General features: G+C 59.1%; 13 protein-coding genes and 1 pseudogene. 10 read left to right on the top strand and 4 right to left on the bottom strand.

All coding sequences use genetic code 11. From position 1 onward, the window contains the following. Positions 1–119: 119 nt before the first annotated feature. Positions 120–2,141: a TonB-dependent siderophore receptor gene (locus ACSIPU_RS03665; RefSeq protein ID WP_097365455.1), complete on the bottom strand. Its 2,022-nt coding sequence runs from the start codon at positions 2,139–2,141 to the stop codon at positions 120–122. A 557-nt stretch (positions 2,142–2,698) separates the two neighbouring features. Between ACSIPU_RS03665 and ACSIPU_RS03660 the strand changes: the two genes are divergently transcribed. From ACSIPU_RS03660 to ACSIPU_RS03625, 8 genes and pseudogenes are all read left to right on the top strand, one after another. Next, entirely contained in the window at positions 2,699–3,520 is an 822-nt protein-coding gene (locus ACSIPU_RS03660) for an ABC transporter ATP-binding protein (RefSeq protein ID WP_004102842.1), read from the top strand. Further along, entirely contained in the window at positions 3,517–4,542 is a 1,026-nt protein-coding gene (locus ACSIPU_RS03655) for a FecCD family ABC transporter permease (RefSeq protein WP_017145715.1), read from the top strand. The genes ACSIPU_RS03660 and ACSIPU_RS03655 overlap by 4 nt, the downstream gene beginning before the upstream one ends. Beyond that, on the top strand, positions 4,539–5,591 hold the full coding sequence (locus ACSIPU_RS03650; protein WP_004102840.1) for a FecCD family ABC transporter permease: 1,053 nt from the start codon (positions 4,539–4,541) through the stop codon (positions 5,589–5,591). The genes ACSIPU_RS03655 and ACSIPU_RS03650 overlap by 4 nt, the downstream gene beginning before the upstream one ends. Beyond that, positions 5,582–6,555, top strand: a pseudogene (locus ACSIPU_RS03645) (ABC transporter substrate-binding protein); the annotation flags it as partial. The gene ACSIPU_RS03650 and the pseudogene ACSIPU_RS03645, both read left to right, overlap by 10 nt. After that, positions 6,552–7,451, top strand: a complete 900-nt coding sequence (locus ACSIPU_RS03640) for a MurR/RpiR family transcriptional regulator (RefSeq protein ID WP_004102837.1) — start codon at positions 6,552–6,554, stop codon at positions 7,449–7,451. The pseudogene ACSIPU_RS03645 and the gene ACSIPU_RS03640, both read left to right, overlap by 4 nt. 95 nt (positions 7,452–7,546) lie before the next feature. Then, positions 7,547–8,317 (top strand): basic amino acid ABC transporter substrate-binding protein, encoded by a 771-nt coding sequence (locus ACSIPU_RS03635; protein WP_004102835.1) that lies wholly within the window; start codon positions 7,547–7,549, stop codon positions 8,315–8,317. Positions 8,318–8,381: 64 nt separating this feature from the next. Continuing rightward, positions 8,382–9,149, top strand: coding sequence for an amino acid ABC transporter permease (locus ACSIPU_RS03630; protein WP_004102832.1), 768 nt, complete (start codon positions 8,382–8,384; stop codon positions 9,147–9,149). Next, positions 9,133–9,855, top strand: coding sequence for an amino acid ABC transporter ATP-binding protein (locus ACSIPU_RS03625; protein ID WP_004102830.1), 723 nt, complete (start codon positions 9,133–9,135; stop codon positions 9,853–9,855). Before ACSIPU_RS03630 ends, ACSIPU_RS03625 begins: the two co-directional genes overlap by 17 nt. A gap of 100 nt (positions 9,856–9,955) precedes the next feature. On the opposite strand, the gene ACSIPU_RS03620 is transcribed toward ACSIPU_RS03625, so the two are convergent. Next, positions 9,956–11,161: an MFS transporter gene (locus ACSIPU_RS03620; RefSeq protein WP_004102828.1), complete on the bottom strand. Its 1,206-nt coding sequence runs from the start codon at positions 11,159–11,161 to the stop codon at positions 9,956–9,958. 281 nt (positions 11,162–11,442) lie between these two features. Between ACSIPU_RS03620 and ACSIPU_RS03615 the strand changes: the two genes are divergently transcribed. Further along, entirely contained in the window at positions 11,443–12,594 is a 1,152-nt protein-coding gene (locus ACSIPU_RS03615; RefSeq protein ID WP_017145717.1) for a M20 aminoacylase family protein, read from the top strand. 271 nt (positions 12,595–12,865) lie between these two features. On the opposite strand, the gene fdhF is transcribed toward ACSIPU_RS03615, so the two are convergent. Next, positions 12,866–15,016: a formate dehydrogenase subunit alpha gene (fdhF, locus tag ACSIPU_RS03610; protein ID WP_435321604.1), complete on the bottom strand. Its 2,151-nt coding sequence runs from the start codon at positions 15,014–15,016 to the stop codon at positions 12,866–12,868. Between the two features lie 237 nt (positions 15,017–15,253). Then, on the bottom strand, positions 15,254–16,336 hold the full coding sequence (locus ACSIPU_RS03605; protein ID WP_024274303.1) for a malate/lactate/ureidoglycolate dehydrogenase: 1,083 nt from the start codon (positions 16,334–16,336) through the stop codon (positions 15,254–15,256). 303 nt (positions 16,337–16,639) lie between these two features. Between ACSIPU_RS03605 and nqrC the strand changes: the two genes are divergently transcribed. After that, a complete protein-coding gene (gene nqrC / locus ACSIPU_RS03600; RefSeq protein ID WP_017145718.1) occupies positions 16,640–17,410 on the top strand; it encodes an NADH:ubiquinone reductase (Na(+)-transporting) subunit C in 771 nt (256 codons plus the stop codon). Positions 17,411–17,557 lie beyond the last annotated feature (147 nt).

Below are 17,557 nucleotides of genomic sequence, written 5' to 3'. Positions count from 1 at the left end.
ATTCTGACCGTTCGGCGGGTAGTCCCGGGAGCGGCGCGGTAGGGCCGCGCCTTGCCCGGGCTATGGTGTGGTAGCCCGGATAAGGCGCCGCGCGCCGCGATCCGGGACAGGGATGAGGCTTAAAAATCCATCTTCACCGTAAACTGCACTTCCCGCGGATCGCCGATCTGGTTACCGAGGTTATTGGTGCCGATGGAGGAGGTGTAATAGGTCTTATCGAACAGGTTCTTCACGTTAACCTGCAGGGTGACCGGATATTGTAGCTTCATCTTATAGGCGGCAAACACATCCGCCACCGCATAGCCCTGCAGATAATAATCCGCGCCGTTGGTCCCGGAACGTTTGCTCACCGCGCGACCGCCGCCGCCCACCGTCAGCGTATTGCTGTCGTAGACGTTATGAATGTCATAGCTCAGGAACAGCGAACCGGTGTGTTTCGGCACGTTCGGCAGCGGTTTGCCTTTGTAATCCGGATCGTCGGTGACCTTCGCATCGGTATAGCCGTAGCTGGCGATGACGCTCAGGTTATCGGTCAAGGATCCGGCCACGTCGACTTCGACGCCGCGAGAGCGCACCTTACCGGCGGTTTTCGCCACGGTTTCATCACCCACGGATTCCGTGTAGAGAACGTTGCGCTTATCAATATCAAACAGCGCAATATTGGCGGTGACGCCGTTGAACAGCTCAAACTTTGCGCCCAGCTCGTACGCCGTGGACTCTTCCGGCGGCAGGTTGCCGATATAGCTGGCGATAGAGGACTGCGGCATAAACGACTGCGCTACGTTACCGAACAACGAAACGGACGGCGTCAGCTTATAAACCAGGCCCGCTTTCGGCGTCCATTTTTGGTCGCTGCTGTCGGTATTGACGTTAAACGGGCGGCCCTTACCGGCGTACTGGGTGTAATACTGATAGCGCACTCCGGCAACGGCAATCCATTTATCGGTAAGATAGAGCGCGTCCTGAACGTAGCCCGCGTAGCTCTCCTGCTGAATGCGCTGGTCGCTGTCGGATGCCGAAGCGCTGGAGCATTTGCCAACAGTACCGTAGACCGGATTATAGATATTGAAACCCTTGACGTTCTTACAGCGGATCATATCGGTGCGCAGCAGATCGTAATTCTCATAGGCCAGACCAGTGAGGATCTCGTTGTAAAAGCCGCCAATAACCACGTTACCCTGTAAATCCGCTCGCGAAGAGTGCATTTTCTGGGTTGAACCGTGTGTGGCATCGACGCGGCGGGTCAGGTTGCCGGTCGCCGAGTCGTAGGCCATTACCCGGGCCTGATCGTCGTTGTAATGATCCTGGCTGTAGCTGTAGTCGAAGCGGGCGGTCCAGGCGTCGCTGAGACGGTATTCGGCATTCAGCTGCGCGAGATCGGAATAACCGTCGGTAATATTAAACGGTTCATCAAAACGGGTTTTACGGTCGACGTTCACCGCATGACCGGTGTTCAGATCGAAGATGGTGCCGCGATCGAAGGGAGTACTGTAGTTACGGTGCGAATATGACACGTTCACCGTCGCCCGCTCGCCGAACCAGGTCAGAGAGGGGTTAATAAAGCTGCTCTTCTCTTTGCCGAAATTACGCCAGTAATCTTCATGCTGATATTCGCCAATCACCCGATACGCCAGCGGCGTCCCGTCAATGGGGCCGGTGACGTCAAATCGGCCGGTACCGCCGCCAAAGCTGGTGGAGGTGGCGGAAACAGAGCCGCCAAAAGTGCGCTCCGGGCGTTTGGTCACCACGTTGATTAATCCGCCGGGGTCGAGAATACCGTACAGCGTTGAGGCCGGGCCTTTAAGCACTTCGACGCGTTCGGTGGCGGCGGTAAAACTGCGCGGCAGTACGGTGCGCAAGCCGTTGGTCATGATTGAACCATCGCGGTTAGCGCCGAAGCCGCGGCGGGTAAAGGCATCCTGGGTTCCGCCGAGGGTATTGGTTTGCACCACGTTGGCGACGTTATACAGCGCTTCATCGAGGTTCGTCGCGTGCTGATCCTGCAGCACCTGTTCGCTGACAGTATTGACGACCTGAGGAATATCCAGCATCGGCATGGAGGTCAGGGTAGCGGTTGACGTATTGACCGGCTGATAACCGTTAGTGGCGCTTTGCCTGCTGCCGTCGGCCACGACCGTCATGGTCTCGTCGGCGGTTTTTTTTGTTGTATCGGCGCCATTAACCGCTGCCAATAATCCCGGTGAGGTGAAAAAAATCAGTGAAAAAAGCGCACGCCCTTTTAATGCCGAAGAAGGGACATTTAATGGAGTCATTGTTGTTTCTCGTGAACGAACCTCGCCTTTGCGGTGAGGTAAAGCCAATAAAATCATTGCCCTGGAAAATAAACCTGGCTGTTTTTTACGCCGTACCGCGCGCCAGATATGTAATTGAGAATCATTCAAACACGAAGAAATGTAGTAGTAAACGTTATGTAAGATAAAAAATCGGCGAAATGAATAATCAATCATTTAGCGGCGAACTGACGAGAGGGTAAGCGTTTATTTTCTTGTTTTTATTGATAATAAATTTTTTACCTGGTCATTGACGCGGAGGTGATAAAGCGTGAAGTCAGACGCGGTAATGGGGTATTGACTACTACATTCATCCACCGCATGATCAAAAGAGAATGAGATTTATTTATGTTTGAGTGCGGAACGCGCGGGCCCGACGCCACGCCGTTGCGGCGCGGGAGCGAGTTATGCCACAGCGGGTGTTGCCTGCAGAGCAGGGAATCGTCCTTGATTCCCTGTCGGCCGGATATGGCCAGACGTTAATTATCGACAATATTCATCTCACCATTCCTCACGGGAAAATGACCGTTCTGGCCGGTGCCAACGGTTCGGGTAAATCGACGCTGCTGTCGACTATCGCCCGGATGCTCAAGCCGCTGGGGGGCTGCGTACGTCTGGACGGCGAGGTGATTCACCAGATGCCGACCCGGGAAGTTTCCCGTCGGCTGGGCATTCTGCCGCAATCGCCGCTGACCCCGGAGGGGCTGACGGTTTTTGAACTGGTTTCGCGCGGGCGCTATCCGTGGCAGGGGCTGATGCGGCAATGGTCGCAAGCCGATGAACGGGCGGTGGAAGAGGCGCTACGGCTCACCGGCACCGCAGAATTCGCTCATTTACCGGTGGATAGCCTCTCCGGCGGCCAGCGCCAGCGCTGCTGGATCGCAATGGCCCTCGCTCAGCAAACGGCGACGATTCTGCTGGATGAACCCACTACCTGGCTCGATCTGCGCTATCAGGTCGATATCCTCGAACTGCTGCAAACTTTAACCCGCGAACACGGCCGCACCGTGGTGACCGTCCTGCACGACCTGAACTTTGCGGTGAACTACGCCGACCTGCTGGTATTTCTCAAAAAAGGGCAGATCGCCGGGGTGATTAATGAACAGGAAATCTGCACGCCGGAGCTGATCAAAAACGTCTTTGACGTGGACGTTCAGATGTCGCTCAACCCGCAGACCGGCAAGCCCTTTTTTATGCCGTTCCGCGCTCGTGAGGAGAAAGCTTTATGAGCGCCTCCGCGCTGCTGCTTCAGCGCCGACAATCCCGGCCCCGGCTGGCGCTGGTATTGCTGAGCCTGCTGCTGCTGGGCGGCTCGCTGGTGCATCTCGGGCTCGGCGCGCGCTGGATTGCCCCGCAAACGGTGTTGCAGGCGCTGTTCCATTACGATCCGCGCAATTTTGACCACCGAATTATCGTTGATTTACGTCTGGTACGTCTCGCGGCGGCGCTGCTTACCGGCGCGGCGCTCGGCGTGGCGGGCCTGCTGCTGCAAACCGTGATCCGCAACCCGCTGGGTGAGCCGCATATTCTCGGTCTTAACGCCGGCGCTTCGCTGGCGGTGGTGGCGACATCGGCGCTGGGGATCAGCCTCGGCGGCGTCGCGTTAGCCAGGCCGCTGACCGCCGCCTGCGGCGCGGCGCTGCTGTTTGGCGGCGTGATGCTGCTGTCGTCGTCCGGTCGCGGTGGCGTCACGCCGCTACGCATTACCCTGTGCGGGGTGGCGCTGTCGGCCTTTGCCTCGGCGGTGACGGCGGCGATTCTGATCCTCGATGAACAAACGCTACTGGCGATGCGTACCTGGCTGGCGGGCGATCTTGCCGGGCTGAACTGGCAAACGCTGTGCGCTGCGCTACTTCCGGCGCTGGCGGGGCTGACGATCGCGCTGATCATTGCCCCGCGTCTGAACGTGCTGGCGCTGGGCGATAAGGTCGCGCTGGGGCTGGGGGTGAAAATCGTTCAGACCCGCCTGCTGGGGCTGGCCGCCATTGCGCTATTGTGCGGCTCCGCGGTGGCGGTGGCCGGGCCGATCGGCTTTGTCGGGCTGGTGGTCCCCCACGCGGTGCGCCGGCTGATTAGCGAAGATATTCGCCTGGCGCTGCCGCTGGCCGCTCCGGTTGGCGCCCTGGTGCTGCTGCTGGCGGATATCGCCGCCCGCACGCTGGCGGCCCCCCAGGAGCTGGCGACCGGCGCAATGACCGCGCTGGTGGGGGCGCCGGTGTTTATTGTTATCGCCGCGAGGTTTTTTAAATGAAAAATGCCGTCCGTCGCGCCGGCTTTCGGCCGCTGACCTGCGGCCGCTGGCACATTCTGCTACGGCCCGCGGCATTAAACATCGCCGCTGTTGCGCTGCTCGTCATCCTGCTGCTGGCGCTGTTTGGCCTGACCCGCGGCAGTTTCCCGATGCCCTCCGGTACCCTGTTCCATGCGCTGCTGGGTGGGGAAAACGTGGGCGAACAGCAGCGATTTATTCTGTTTGATATCCGCCTGCCGAGGCTGTTTATGGCGCTGCTGTGCGGGGCGATGCTCGGTCTGGCCGGCGCGGCGATGCAGAGCATTACCCGCAACGGTCTGGCGGATCCCGGGCTTATCGGGGTGAAGGAGGGGGCCAGCATTGTCGTCCTGGCGCTGGTGCTGTTCTTCCCGGCGGTGGGCCTGGTCTGGCGGCCGCTGGCGGGAATGCTCGGCGGCGTGCTGGTGGCGCTGCTGGTTCTGGCGCTGGCCCGCGATTGTTCGCGCCCGCGCTTTATTCTCATTGGCATCGGCGTGTCGTGGACGCTGGCGGCGGCGGTCGGTATTTTTATGACCACCGCCGACGTGCGCGATGTACAAACGGCGATGATCTGGCTGGCGGGGAGTTTGCACGCGGCGACCTGGCCGCTGTTGGTCGTTGCCTTCTGCTGGGCGCTGCCCGGGGCGATGATCCTTTTTTTGACCGCCAGGGCCGCCGATGTGGCGCTGCTCGGCGACCGCACGGCCATCGGCCTCGGCGTACGTCTGCAGCAGCTCACCCTGTTGCGCTTTTTCGCGCCGGTGCTGCTCACCTCCGCCAGCGTCTCCTGCGTCGGTAGCCTTGGCTTTGTTGGCCTGATGGCGCCGCATATGGCGCGTTTTCTGCTGCGCGGCGGCCAGGTGGCGCTGCTCTGCGGCAGCGCGTTAATTGGCGCGCTGCTGGTGTTAGTCACCGATACCATTGGCCGACTGGCGTTCGCGCCGCTGCAGATCCCCGCAGGGATCGTCATCGCTCTGGTCGGTTGCCCGTTTTTTATCGTTCTGCTCTGGCGTCGTCGTGATGCCCTGTAAATCAAAAAGGATCGCTATGCGTTGGTTCGTTTCTCTGCTGGTGCTGCTGGCGGGCGTCGCCTCGGCCGCCGATACGCAAACCTTTACCGACGACTTAGGTCGCACGGTCACCGTTCCACGACATCCGCAGCGCATTGTGTCGATGCACGATCTGGATATCACCATCCCGCTGATTGAGCTTGGCGTCCCGCCGGTGGCCAGCCATGGCCGGACGCGTCCGGACGGCAGCCACTTTTTACGCGCCAGCGCTCAGCTGACCGGCGTTGATTTTGATAACAGCGCGATTCGGTTTATCGGCACGGCGGATATCGATCTCGAGGCGGTAGCCGCCGCGAAACCGGACCTGATTATTACCGAGCCCAGCCGCCACGTTTCGGTGGAGCAGCTGGAGAAGATTGCGCCGACGGTCAGCATCGACCACCTGCAGGGCAGCGCGCCGCGCATCTATAGCAAGCTGGCGCAGCTCACCGGCACCCAGCCGCGGTTATTGATTCTCGAACGCCGCTATCAGGCGCAGATTGCCCAGCTGAAGTCGATTGTGGACACGCAAAAAATCGTGGTTTCGGTGATTCAGGCCAACAACGGCAAGGTTACCGTGCATCACGCCTATCATGCGCTGGGACGCGTGCTGCGCGATGCCGGATTTCGCTTTCCGCCGCTGATCGACAACATCCCCGATGGCCAGCGTATTGACGTCAGCGCCGAGCAGCTACCGGCGCTGGACGCCGATTTCGTATTTGCCACCTGGCGTTCCGATACCGGCGGCAGGCCGCAGGATGAGCTGCAGGCGATGGAGAGCGTGATGCCCGGCTGGTGCGACTTTATGCGCGCCTGCCGCACCGGGCGCTATATTCTGCTGCCGCGCGAGGAGGTTATCTCTAACTCCTACGCTGCGCTGTCGCTGATGGTCGCCCAGGTGCAGTCGCACATTGCCGGTCGTCCTTTGCCCGAGGGATTGCAATGAAAACGGTGGTTAAAAGAGAGAAGGGACGGGTGGACCTGTTCGGTGAGCGTTTTCGCGCTCGCGCGCATCAACTGTCGCCGCGTTTGCTGGCGGTGGTGAGCTATATCAACGAAAACCGGGAAGCGGTGCTGGAGCGCACGGCTATGGAAATCGCCGCCGCGACGAATACCTCGGACGCCACGGTGGTGCGCGCCATCCAGGCGCTCGGCTTCGCCGGCCTGCGGGAGCTGAAGCAGACCATGGAGCGCTGGTTCGGCCCGTCGGCGACCTCGTCGGAAAAAATGATCTCCACGGTGAGCGCCTTGTCCAGCGACGTCAATTCGAGCATCGATTTCGTGCTGGACGGGCATCAGCGGGCCTGCGAAGTGCTGTCGCGCCCCGCCAACCGTGCGGCGGTGGCCCAGGCGGTGGCGCTGCTGACCGACGCCCGCCAGGTGGGGATTTTCGGGATCGGCGCCTCGGGCATTCTGGCGGAATATACCGCCCGGCTGCTGAGCCGCATCGGTCTGCCTTCGTACGTGATGAACCGCACCGGGTTTAGCCTCGCCGAGCAGCTGATAGGCCTGCAGCGCGGCGACGTGCTGATTATGATGGGGCAAAAGTCGCCGCACCGGGAGGGGATGACGACCCTGCGCGAGGCCCGGCGACTGGGAATACCGACGATTTTGCTGACCCAGGCGGTGGATTCCCGCTTTAGCCAGGAGGCGCAGGTGGTGATTGAGGTGCCGCGCGGCGGCGATAACGGTCGGGTGCCGCTGCACGGTACGGTGCTGGTATGCCTGGAGATGATTGTGCTGTCGGTCGCCTCCACCGCGCCGCAAAAAACGGTGAAATCGATGAAGCGGATCAATGAATTGCATCGGGCTATTGGTAAATCCGGCGGTAAACGAAGCTAAACGACAGATAATTTACCGTCGGGAAGGTTTCCGGTTGCATGCCATGCTGACTGTGTGTATTTTTATGCAAAATTAATGCATAAAACGGAGTTGTCATGGTTAAGAACTGGATGAAAGCATGTTGCCTGGTGGCAGCAATGATCGGCACCGCTCAGGCGGCTCAGCAAACGTATGTGGTGGGCTCCGGCGGCACCTATCGCCCGTTTGAATTTGAGAACAGCCAAAAACAGCTGGAAGGTTTTGATATCGATATCATTAAAGCGATCGCCAAAGCGGAAGGCTTTGATATCAAACTGGTCAATACGCCGTGGGAAGGGATCTTCGCCACCCTCAGTACCGGCGATCGCGACATTATTATTTCCGGGATCACCATCACCGATAAGCGTAAGCAAATGGTGGATTTCTCCGCCCCTTATTTCCCGGCTGAGCAGTCCATCGTCGTGCCGGCGGATTCGAAAGTCACCTCCCTTGAGGCGCTGAAAAATGAGAAAGTCGGCGTGGTGAACTCCAGCACCGGCGATATTGTGGTTTCCGAGGTACTGGGTAAGAACAGCACGTCAATCAAGCGTTTTGATAATACCCCGCTGATGCTGCAGGAGCTGTTTGAAGACGGCGTAAGCGCCGCGGTCGGCGACGTCGGCGTGGTGAAATATTACATTAAGCAGCACCCCGAGAAGCAGTTCAAGCTGGTGCCGGATGCCAAATTTGAGCGCCAGTATTTCGGCATCGCGGTGGCCAAAGGCAACAGCGAGCTGCAGGCGAAAATAAACGCCGGTTTACAGAAGATCGTCGCTGACGGCACTTACGCCAAAATCTATAAAACCTGGTTCGACGAGAACGTTCCGACACTGCCAGCGCAGCAATAATTCGATTTTTGTTTTCATCACGGCTATCGACACTGGCGATAGCCGTATTTTTTAGGGAAGGGCTATGACGGGATTCCGTTGGGAGATCATTGAGGAGTACGGTCCGCTGTTTATGGACGGTGCCCTGATGACCATTAAATGTACCATTATCTGCGTGATCCTCGGCACCCTGTGGGGGCTGACCCTCGGGCTGGGGCGCATGGCGAAAGCCGAACATGGGGTATGGAAGTACGTTCTGCGTTACCTGGTGCAGTTTCCGGTGCGCTTTTACGTCAGCGCGTTTCGCGGCACGCCGCTGTTCGTGCAAATTATGGTGGTGCACTTTGCGCTGGTGCCGCTGTTTATCAATCCCCGCGACGGTTTGCTGGTGACCAGCGGCATGATGAGCGCCGATTTTGCCCGCGAGCTGCGCTCAAACTATGGCGCGTTTCTCTCCTGTATCGTGGCGATTACGCTGAACGCCGGGGCTTACGTGTCGGAGATCTTCCGCGCCGGGATCCAGTCGATCGATAAGGGGCAAATGGAAGCTTCCCGCGCGCTGGGAATGCCGTGGTGGAAAACCATGCGTCAGGTGATTCTGCCGCAGGCGTTTCGCCGCATACTGCCGCCGCTGGGCAACAACGCCATCGCCATCGTCAAGGACTCCTCGCTGGCGTCGGCTATTGGTCTGGCGGACCTGGCCTACGCCGCGCGCACCGTTTCCGGCGCTTACGCCACCTACTGGGAACCCTACCTGACCATCTCTCTGGTGTACTGGGTTATTACTTTCCTGCTGGCGCAGCTGGTTAACCGTCTGGAAAAGAGGTTTGGCAAAAGTGATTCACATTCATAATTTACACAAGCGCTTCGGCGACAGCCACGTTCTGCGCGGCATCAGCTGCGATATTAAGCCACAGGAAGTAGTCTGTATCATTGGGCCGTCCGGTTCCGGGAAAAGCACCTTCCTGCGCTGCATGAACGCGCTGGAAACCGTTAGCGAAGGCGAAGTCGAGGTGAACGGCTATGCCGCTCACGATCGCGCGACCGACCTGAATAAGATGCGGGAAAGCGTTGGTATGGTTTTTCAGCGCTTCAATCTGTTCCCGCACAAAACGGTGCTGGAAAACCTGATTATGGCCCCGATGAGCCTGCGCGGCATGGCGCGTGCGGAGGCAACGCATCTGGCGGAAGAGCTGTTGGCGAAAGTCGGACTGAGCGATAAGCGCGACGCCTGGCCCTCCAGCCTTTCCGGCGGCCAGCAGCAGCGCGTGGCCATCGCGCGCGCGCTGGCGATGAAGCCATCGATTATGCTGTTTGATGAGCCCACTTCGGCGCTCGATCCTGAGCTGGTGGGCGACGTGCTGGAGGTGATGAAAAATCTCGCCAGCGAAGGGATGACCATGGTGATCGTAACCCACGAGATGGGCTTTGCCCGTGAAGTGGCCGACCGGGTTATCTTTATCGACCAGGGCATCATTCAGGAAGAGGGTAAACCGGCGCAGATCTTTGGCGCGCCGACTAACCCGCGCACCGCCGCGTTTTTAAGTAAAGTGCTGTAACGACTCCCGGCCCCGGCGCGCGACGGCGCTGCCGGGGAGAAGACCTTACGCGGGCGATGAGGGCGCTTTCGTTCTGTCAAACCGTGACTGCCCTTAAGCGTTACTGCGCCGCCTCGCGAATATCATCCCTCTCTTCTTCGCGCTCACGTTCGTCCGCCAGTAGCGCTTTTTCGTTTTTACCCAGGCATTGAATCAGCAGGAACAGCGCGCCGCTGACAAACAGCGTGATAAGCAGGCCGTCATAGCCCGAGACGCTAATCAACAAGCCGCTGACCACCGGGCCGGCCACGCTGCCTGCAGACCAAAAGAAGCCCAGCAGGGCGTTGATCATAATCAGCTTCTGCCCGGAGAAGGTTTTCCCGGCGCGGACCAGCGATAGGGTATAGAGTGCCCCCGCCGCGGCGCCGAGAATCAGGCAGCCGACAATCAGCTGGATGTACGATGCCAGCAGGAACGGCAGGGCCAGCAGGGCGAGGCAGAAGACCATTGCGCAGGTCAGATGTACGCGGCGGATGCCGAAGCGGTCGGCAATCCAGCCCAGCGGCGCCTGAAATACGGCATCGCCGGTAAGTACTACCGTAACCAGCAATACCGCCGTCACTTCATTCAGCCCTTTATCCATACCGTAAAGCGGCAGCAGCGCCAGTATGCTGGCATCAAAAAAGGCAAAGCAGAAAACGCCGGAAGCCAGCACCGGTAAAAAAGCGCCGAGGCTGCGCCAGCTGGCCCGTTCCGCCAGCCGTTCGCGGCTGCCGGTTGGCAGGTGGCGCAGCATCAGCAGGCAGGCGAGGGTCACCACGCCGACCAGCAGCAGCGTCCAGGATTGCCAGGCCTCTCCGGCGGAGATCAGCAGCGGCCCCGCCAGCTGACAGCCGGTAAAGGCGGAGGCATAAATGCCGGTCAGGGTGGCCCGATTTTTCCCCGCCGCGCCGCCGGTGATCCAGCTTTCGCCAATGACGATAATTACCCCTGACGCCAGGCCGGTCACCAGACGCGGCAGCAGGAGATGAAGCATATCAAACGACAGGCAGGAGGCGATCGTAGCTGCCGCCAGCGCCACCAGGCTGACGGAGAGCAGAAGCCCCATCTCGAAACGCCGGCACAGCGCGGGTGAGAGGAAGGAGGAGATCATCATCCCCGCTGGCGGAAGCGCGGCCAGCAGGCCGACGTAAACGGTATCAATCTGCTGCTGCGCCAGCTCCAGACTGATTAAGGGCACCGTGTATCCGGTGATAAATCCCACTAATGAAGCCGCCATGATCATCGCCAGCGTGGGGGCAAGACGATTCTGCTCTGGGTTGAACATTTTATTTTCGGTTAAGGAGGTCTGTAGAGTGAATTATTCGGCAAAACGCCAGTATAGCTGCATAATAATTAATCGCACGCCTTATGTCACCGTTGATATGACTACAAAAAAACGCAGTGCAGGCCGATGCCGCGCAGGGGCGCGTTGGCGCTGGGTTTGGCGGAAGTTGTCAGCGAGCGGGCGAAAGGATATAACCAATAGGCTAGCGGGTTACCCGTAGCCCTAAAAAATCGCATAAAACACTCGTTCAGCGCTGAAGCTGTGCAGGAAAGGAGTATGTCATGGCTGTGTCCCCTTCACTGATCGCCGAGGCCATTCGCTGGCGACGTGATTTTCATGCTTGCCCTGAGCTGGGGTATCAGGAACAGGAAACGTCGCGCCGGGTGGCTGAACTGCTCGCTTCATTTGGCCTTCAGGTGCATCGCGGGCTGGCGGGTACGGGCGTGGTCGCGACGCTGGAGAACGGCCCGGGTCCGGTAATTGGCCTGCGGGCCGATATGGATGCGCTGCCGATAAACGAGCTGAGCGGCGTCGGCTATAAATCGCGAAATCCGGGCGTGATGCACGCCTGCGGCCACGATGGTCACAGCGCGATGCTGCTGGCGACGGCGGCGCATCTGGCACAAACCCGCCGCTTTCGCGGCACCGTGCACTTTGTTTTTCAGCCTGCTGAAGAGAACCTGGGCGGCGCGCGTAAAATGGTGGAAGAGGGGCTGTTTGCGCGCTTCCCGATGGATGCCATTTACGCGCTGCACAACTGGCCGGGTATGCCGCTGGGCCAGGTGGCGATCGGCAGCGGAGCGATGATGGCCTCTCTCGATGCGTTTGAAATCACCCTGACCGGCAAGAGCTGCCATGCGGCGATGCCGGAGCGCGGGGCGGACCCGATTGTCGCCGCGGCGCAGCTGATTATGGCGCTGCAAACCATTCCGTCGCGCCGCCTGTCGCCGCAGGAATCCACGGTGGTAAGCATTACCCAGATTTCCGGCGGGGAGGCGATTAACGTGCTGCCGGATAAAGTCGTGCTGCGCGGCACCTTTCGCTGCCTGAACAACCAGGTGCGCGAGCGGGTCAGGGGGCTGATCGAGAGCTATGTCGCCGCCCAGCCGCAGGTATCAGACGTGGAAGGCAAAATCGCCTGGTATCCCGGCTATCCGGTGACCACCAACCATCCTGCTGAAGCGCAGAAAGTTCGTGAGGTGGCGAGTGCGCTTCTGGGCGAGTCGGCGGTGATCTGGAACGGTAATCCGTCCATGGCATCGGAAGATTTTGCCTGCATGCTGGAGGCCTGCCCGGGCGCTTATTTCTGGATCGGCACCGATGGCGAGACGGCGTCAAAGCCGCTGCATAATGCCGGCTATGATTTTAACGATGAACTGATTCCGCACGGCGTGGCGCTGTGGACGACGCTGGTGGAGACGCTGCTGGCGTAAGAGACCGATCCCGGAGGCGATGCTGCGCATCTGTCCGGGCTACCGGCCCGCAGACGGCACTGAACCCGTAGCCCGGGCAAGGCGCGTTGCGCGCCGCCCCCGGGAGCCGCGCGCAGAGTGGCAGAGTTTCCCGGAGGCGATGCTGCGCATCTGTCCGGGCTACCGATCCGCAGACGGCACTGAACCCGTAGCCCGGGCAAGGCGCGTTGCGCGCCGCCCCCGGGAGCAAAACTTGATATGGAGGGAGAAGCGCGTCTCTCCCTCCGGTGTTTTACACGTTCACGGCCGCTTTCAGGCGGGCTTTCATCTCGCTGTAGCTGTTCCATGCATACTGCTCGGCCCAGCGCTGATCCGCAATAGCCTCTACCTTCACCGCACAATATTTGGTTTCCGGCGTTTTCGAGATCGGATCGAGATTATCCTGCGTCAGCTCGTTACAGGCACCCACCCACCACTGGTAGGTCATATACACCGCGCCCTGGTTAATGCGATCGCTAATGTCGGCGCGGGTAATCACCTTACCGCGTCGCGAGCTCACCCACACCAGCTGCTGATCGGCGATGCCGAGACGCTGCGCGTCGGCGCGATTGATTTGCACCCGGCCCGGCTCATCGGCAAGCGACTGCAGGGCCGCGCAGTTACCGGTCATCGAACGGCACGAGTAGTGGCCCACTTCGCGCACGGTACAGAGCACCAGCGGGTAGGCTTCATCCGGGGTTTCGGCCGGCGCTCGCCACGGGGCGGCAAACAGCTGGCCTTTGCCGGTCGGCGTGTCGAAGAGATTATCTTTATACAGCCACGGCGTACCGGGGTGATCCAGCGTCGGACACGGCCACTGAACGTGGTTCATATCGCCCATTTTTTCATAAGTGACGCCGTAGAACAGGGGGCAAAGCTCGCGCATTTCGTCCCAGATTTGCTGGTTATTGTCGTAATGCATCGGGTAGCCCATTTCGCTGGCCAGCAGGCAAATGATTTCCCAGTCGCGCTTAACGTTGCCGGTGGCGATAACCGCCTGCTCGAAGCGCTGGAAACCGCGATCGGCGCAGGTGAAGACGCCGCCGTGTTCGCCCCAGGAGGTGGCGGGCAGCAGCACATCGGCGATCTCTGCGGTTTTGGTCATAAAGATATCCTGCACCACCACGAAATCGAGCGCCTCAATCCCTTTGCGCACCAGGCCCAAATCGGCTTCCGTTTGCAGCGGATCTTCCCCCATGATGTAGTAGGCTTTGATTTCGCCGGCCAGCGCTTTGTGCGGCACTTCGGTGATTCGGGTGCCGACCTGGTCGTCCATGACCGCCGGGTTAACGCCCCATGCTTTAGCAAACTTATCGCGAACGCTGGCGTCGGTGACGTCCTGGTATCCGGGGAACATATTTGGCAATACGCCCATATCGCAGGCGCCCTGAACGTTGTTTTGCCCGCGCACCGGGCCTACGCCGACGTTGGCGCGTCCGAGGTTACCGGTTAACAGCGCGAGGCTGGCCAGCCCTCTGACGACGTCCACCGCCTGGCCGAACTGGGTGACGCCCATGCCCCACATGATGGTCGCGGAGGGGGCGGCGGCAAACATGCGCATCGCCTGGCGAATTTCAGCGGCCGGCACGCCGACTATCTCCTCAACGGCTTCAGGTGAATAGTCTTTTACCGTTTCGCGATAGGCGTCCAGCCCCTCGGTAAAACGGTCGACGTAATCGTGGTTATAGAGATCCTCTTCCAGCAGGACGTGGGCGAAGGCGTTGACCAGCGCCATATTGCTGCCGTTGTTGAGCTGCAGATGGCGATCGGCGATGCGCGCGGTTTCGATACGGCGCGGGTCGCAGACGATGATTTTCGCGCCGTTTTCCCGGGCTTTAATCACCCGGCGGGCGACGATAGGGTGAGAGTCGGCGCAGTTATAGCCGAAGACCAGCAGGCATTTTGAGTTTTCGATATCGCTGATCGAGTTGCTCATCGCGCCGTTACCCAGCGCCAGCTGAAGTCCGGCTACCGACGGGCCGTGGCAGACGCGGGCGCAGCAGTCGACGTTATTGGTGTGGAGCACGCCGCGGGCGAACTTCTGCATCACATAGTTGGTTTCATTGCCGGTACCGCGGGATGAACCGGTCGTCATAATGGCGCGCGAGCCATGCTTCTCCTTTATTTCACGCAGTTTTTTCGCCGTATAGCGGATAGCTTCATCCCAGCTTACCGGGGTGAATTTGCCGCCTTTTTGATAGCGAATCATCGGCTGCTGCAGACGCGGCGTCAGCAGCTGGGTATCGTTGAGAAAATCCCAGCCGTAATAGCCTTTAAGGCACAGCTGATTTTGGTTGGTGACGCCATCAGCGGCTTCGGCTCGGATAATTTTATTGTTTTCGACGACCAGCTTAAGTTTGCAACCGGCCCCGCAATAAGGGCAAACGCTCGTGATTTTTTTCATCAGTAACAGACCTGTTAACAGTGAATAAACAACAACGGACAGACCGGGCCCGGCCCGCCGGTGTCAGGGCGCCATAAGCCAGCGTACCGGCAAATGACGCAAGCGTTATGCACAGCGCGTGCCAATAATTAATACATTGAATATAAAGATAATATTTGTTCGAAAAAGAGATGGCGGCAGTGATGTCGACACTAATGACGATGACATGACGCCCGGGCGGGCGTCATGGCGGGAAAATCAGGCCAGCTTCTGCCGCAGCCGCGCGAGGGTGTCGGCGGGTAAACCAACTTCTTCGGCGGCGGCGCAAATCGCCTGCCAGCTTCCGGCGTCCAGCGGAATGCCCTCCGCCAGGCGCTGCTGGCGGTTAGCCTCTTCCCACTCGCCCGGGGCCAGAATCGGCGCGTCCGGCTCGTGCGGCGACTGTTTACACCAGTCGATAAACGCTTCGGTCTCGCGCTGCATATCCGGCGCATCGAACGCTTCCGGGCTGAGAATAATGGTGGTCATGCAGTTGAAGATAGCGTCCACGCTGCCCTGCAGGGTCTCCTGATGCGAGGTTTTACCGCCGGATACCGCGCCGCCGATAATTTCGCACAGCGTCGCCAGCGCGTAGCCTTTGTGTTCGGCAAAGGTCAGCAGCGCCCCCAGCGGCGACGTCTGCATCACCGCCGGGTCGGTCGTGGGGGCGCCGCGAGCGTCGATCAGCGACCCCGCGGGGACCGGCACGCCTTTATGCCAGGCAACGCGGGTTTTACCAAAAGCGATGGCGCTGGTGGCGTAATCCAGCAGCAGCGGCGGATGGCCGGCGCGCGGAAAAACCACGCACAGCGGGTTCGTGCCGAAGCGGCTATCTTTGCCGCGGAACGGGGCGACCATCACGTTGCCAACCACGTTTACGAAATGGATAGAGATCATTCCGGCGGCGGCGCACTGTTCCGCCCAGTAGCCGATGCGGCCAATATGATGCGCATTGCGCAGCGCCACGGCGGCCATACCGTGCTGTTTCGCCTTCTCAATACCGATCTGCATGGCTTCATGGGCCACGACCTGGCCGAAGCCGCCGTTGCCGTCCAGCGTGACAACCGCACCCGCGTCCTTCATCACGCTGGCGTGGCGGTTGAGCTGCAGATAGCCCTGCGCGTGGGATCGTACGTAGCTCGGGATCATGCCTACGCCGTGGGAGTCATGCCCGGCCAGGTTGGCGGCAACCAGATGGTCGGCGATAAGCGACGCTTCGGTGGGGGAGCTTCCCATATGGGCGAAAAGGGTTTTAACAAAATGATGCAGATCCGTGGCCTGGAAGCGATGTCCTGTTTGCACTGATTCTCTCCTGTGAGTGGGTTGCGGATTATTGTTTTAGTGTGTTTGCCGTTCCATGCTGCGCTGAGCAACGGCGAAGATCAAGGTTTGCGCGCGGCTGTCGTTACGCTGGGCGATCATCTCCAGAGAACAGGGGAGAAATAAAAAATAGGGGGGAGATATTTTTCTCTGCAGTCGGGGATATTTATCCCGCCGGCTTTGGCGCTCCGCAGAATTAATGATAACGATAATAATTATCATCAGCTCTGGACAGCCAGAGGCAAATGATTGCACTCTGTATTAAGGATGCCAACCGATGGGAAAATGAAGCGCATGCGTAAAGGTAAAATTATTGTTTTAATTTTGATGGTGTTTTGTATTCTTATTTTTGCAATTGTTGTCGCCTGGTTTTTACTGTCCAAAGACAATTATGCCGTACCGGAAAATGCGGCGACAGAAAATGCGGTACTGCAGGTGGCGGGTTTAACCGGCAACGAACCTCGCGATCCGCAGGCGCTGAAATCGCTCTATGCAAAACGGGTGATCGTCCGTCAGGTTAATCTGGATAGCGGCCAGTTTGTTGCGCCGGGAGAGGATACCGCTGGGCAAAAAGGCTGCGGTGAACCGGCAGTAGCGCAGAACCCGACGCCCATTCGCCAGCGCTGCCCGCGGGCAGTGGTTTATCTTATTCGCAATAATGATAATGAAATTCAGCAGGTTATACTGCCCTTTTACGGTAAAGGGGCAAAATCGATGATGTATGGCTTGATCGCGCTGGCTACCGATGGTCGCACGGTAAAAGACCTGCTGTATTATCAGCAAAATGAGACGCCGCTGCTGGGCGCGCGCGTGACAGATCCCGAATGGCGTCGCCAATGGCCGGGCAAAAAAATACGCGATAATAACGGCCAGCCGGCGCTGAAGGTCGTACAAAATACTCCTGGCCAGCACGATGATTACACCGTGGATGGTATCAGCGGCGCGACGTTAACCTCCGTCGGCGTCGAGAAGAGTATTAATTATTGGGTGGGTGAGCAGGGCTACGGTAATTTTCTCCGGCAGCTACAGCATAACCCTGAGATATTACGCCGTTAATATCGCACAAGCCAAAATATGCACCATAACCGGCGCGAAGATCGCGCCGGTTTTTTTATGCGCTCACGACAGCTATTTCGCGCAAGCCAGGCGTCACTCACGCGCTAATAACGGATAGTTATTAATAATTATTTCTTTGCAACATTT

Source organism: Klebsiella sp. HN106 (assembly GCF_051209435.1).
GTDB lineage: Bacteria > Pseudomonadota > Gammaproteobacteria > Enterobacterales > Enterobacteriaceae > Klebsiella > Klebsiella oxytoca.
This window is presented reverse-complemented; position numbering and strand designations above follow the sequence as displayed.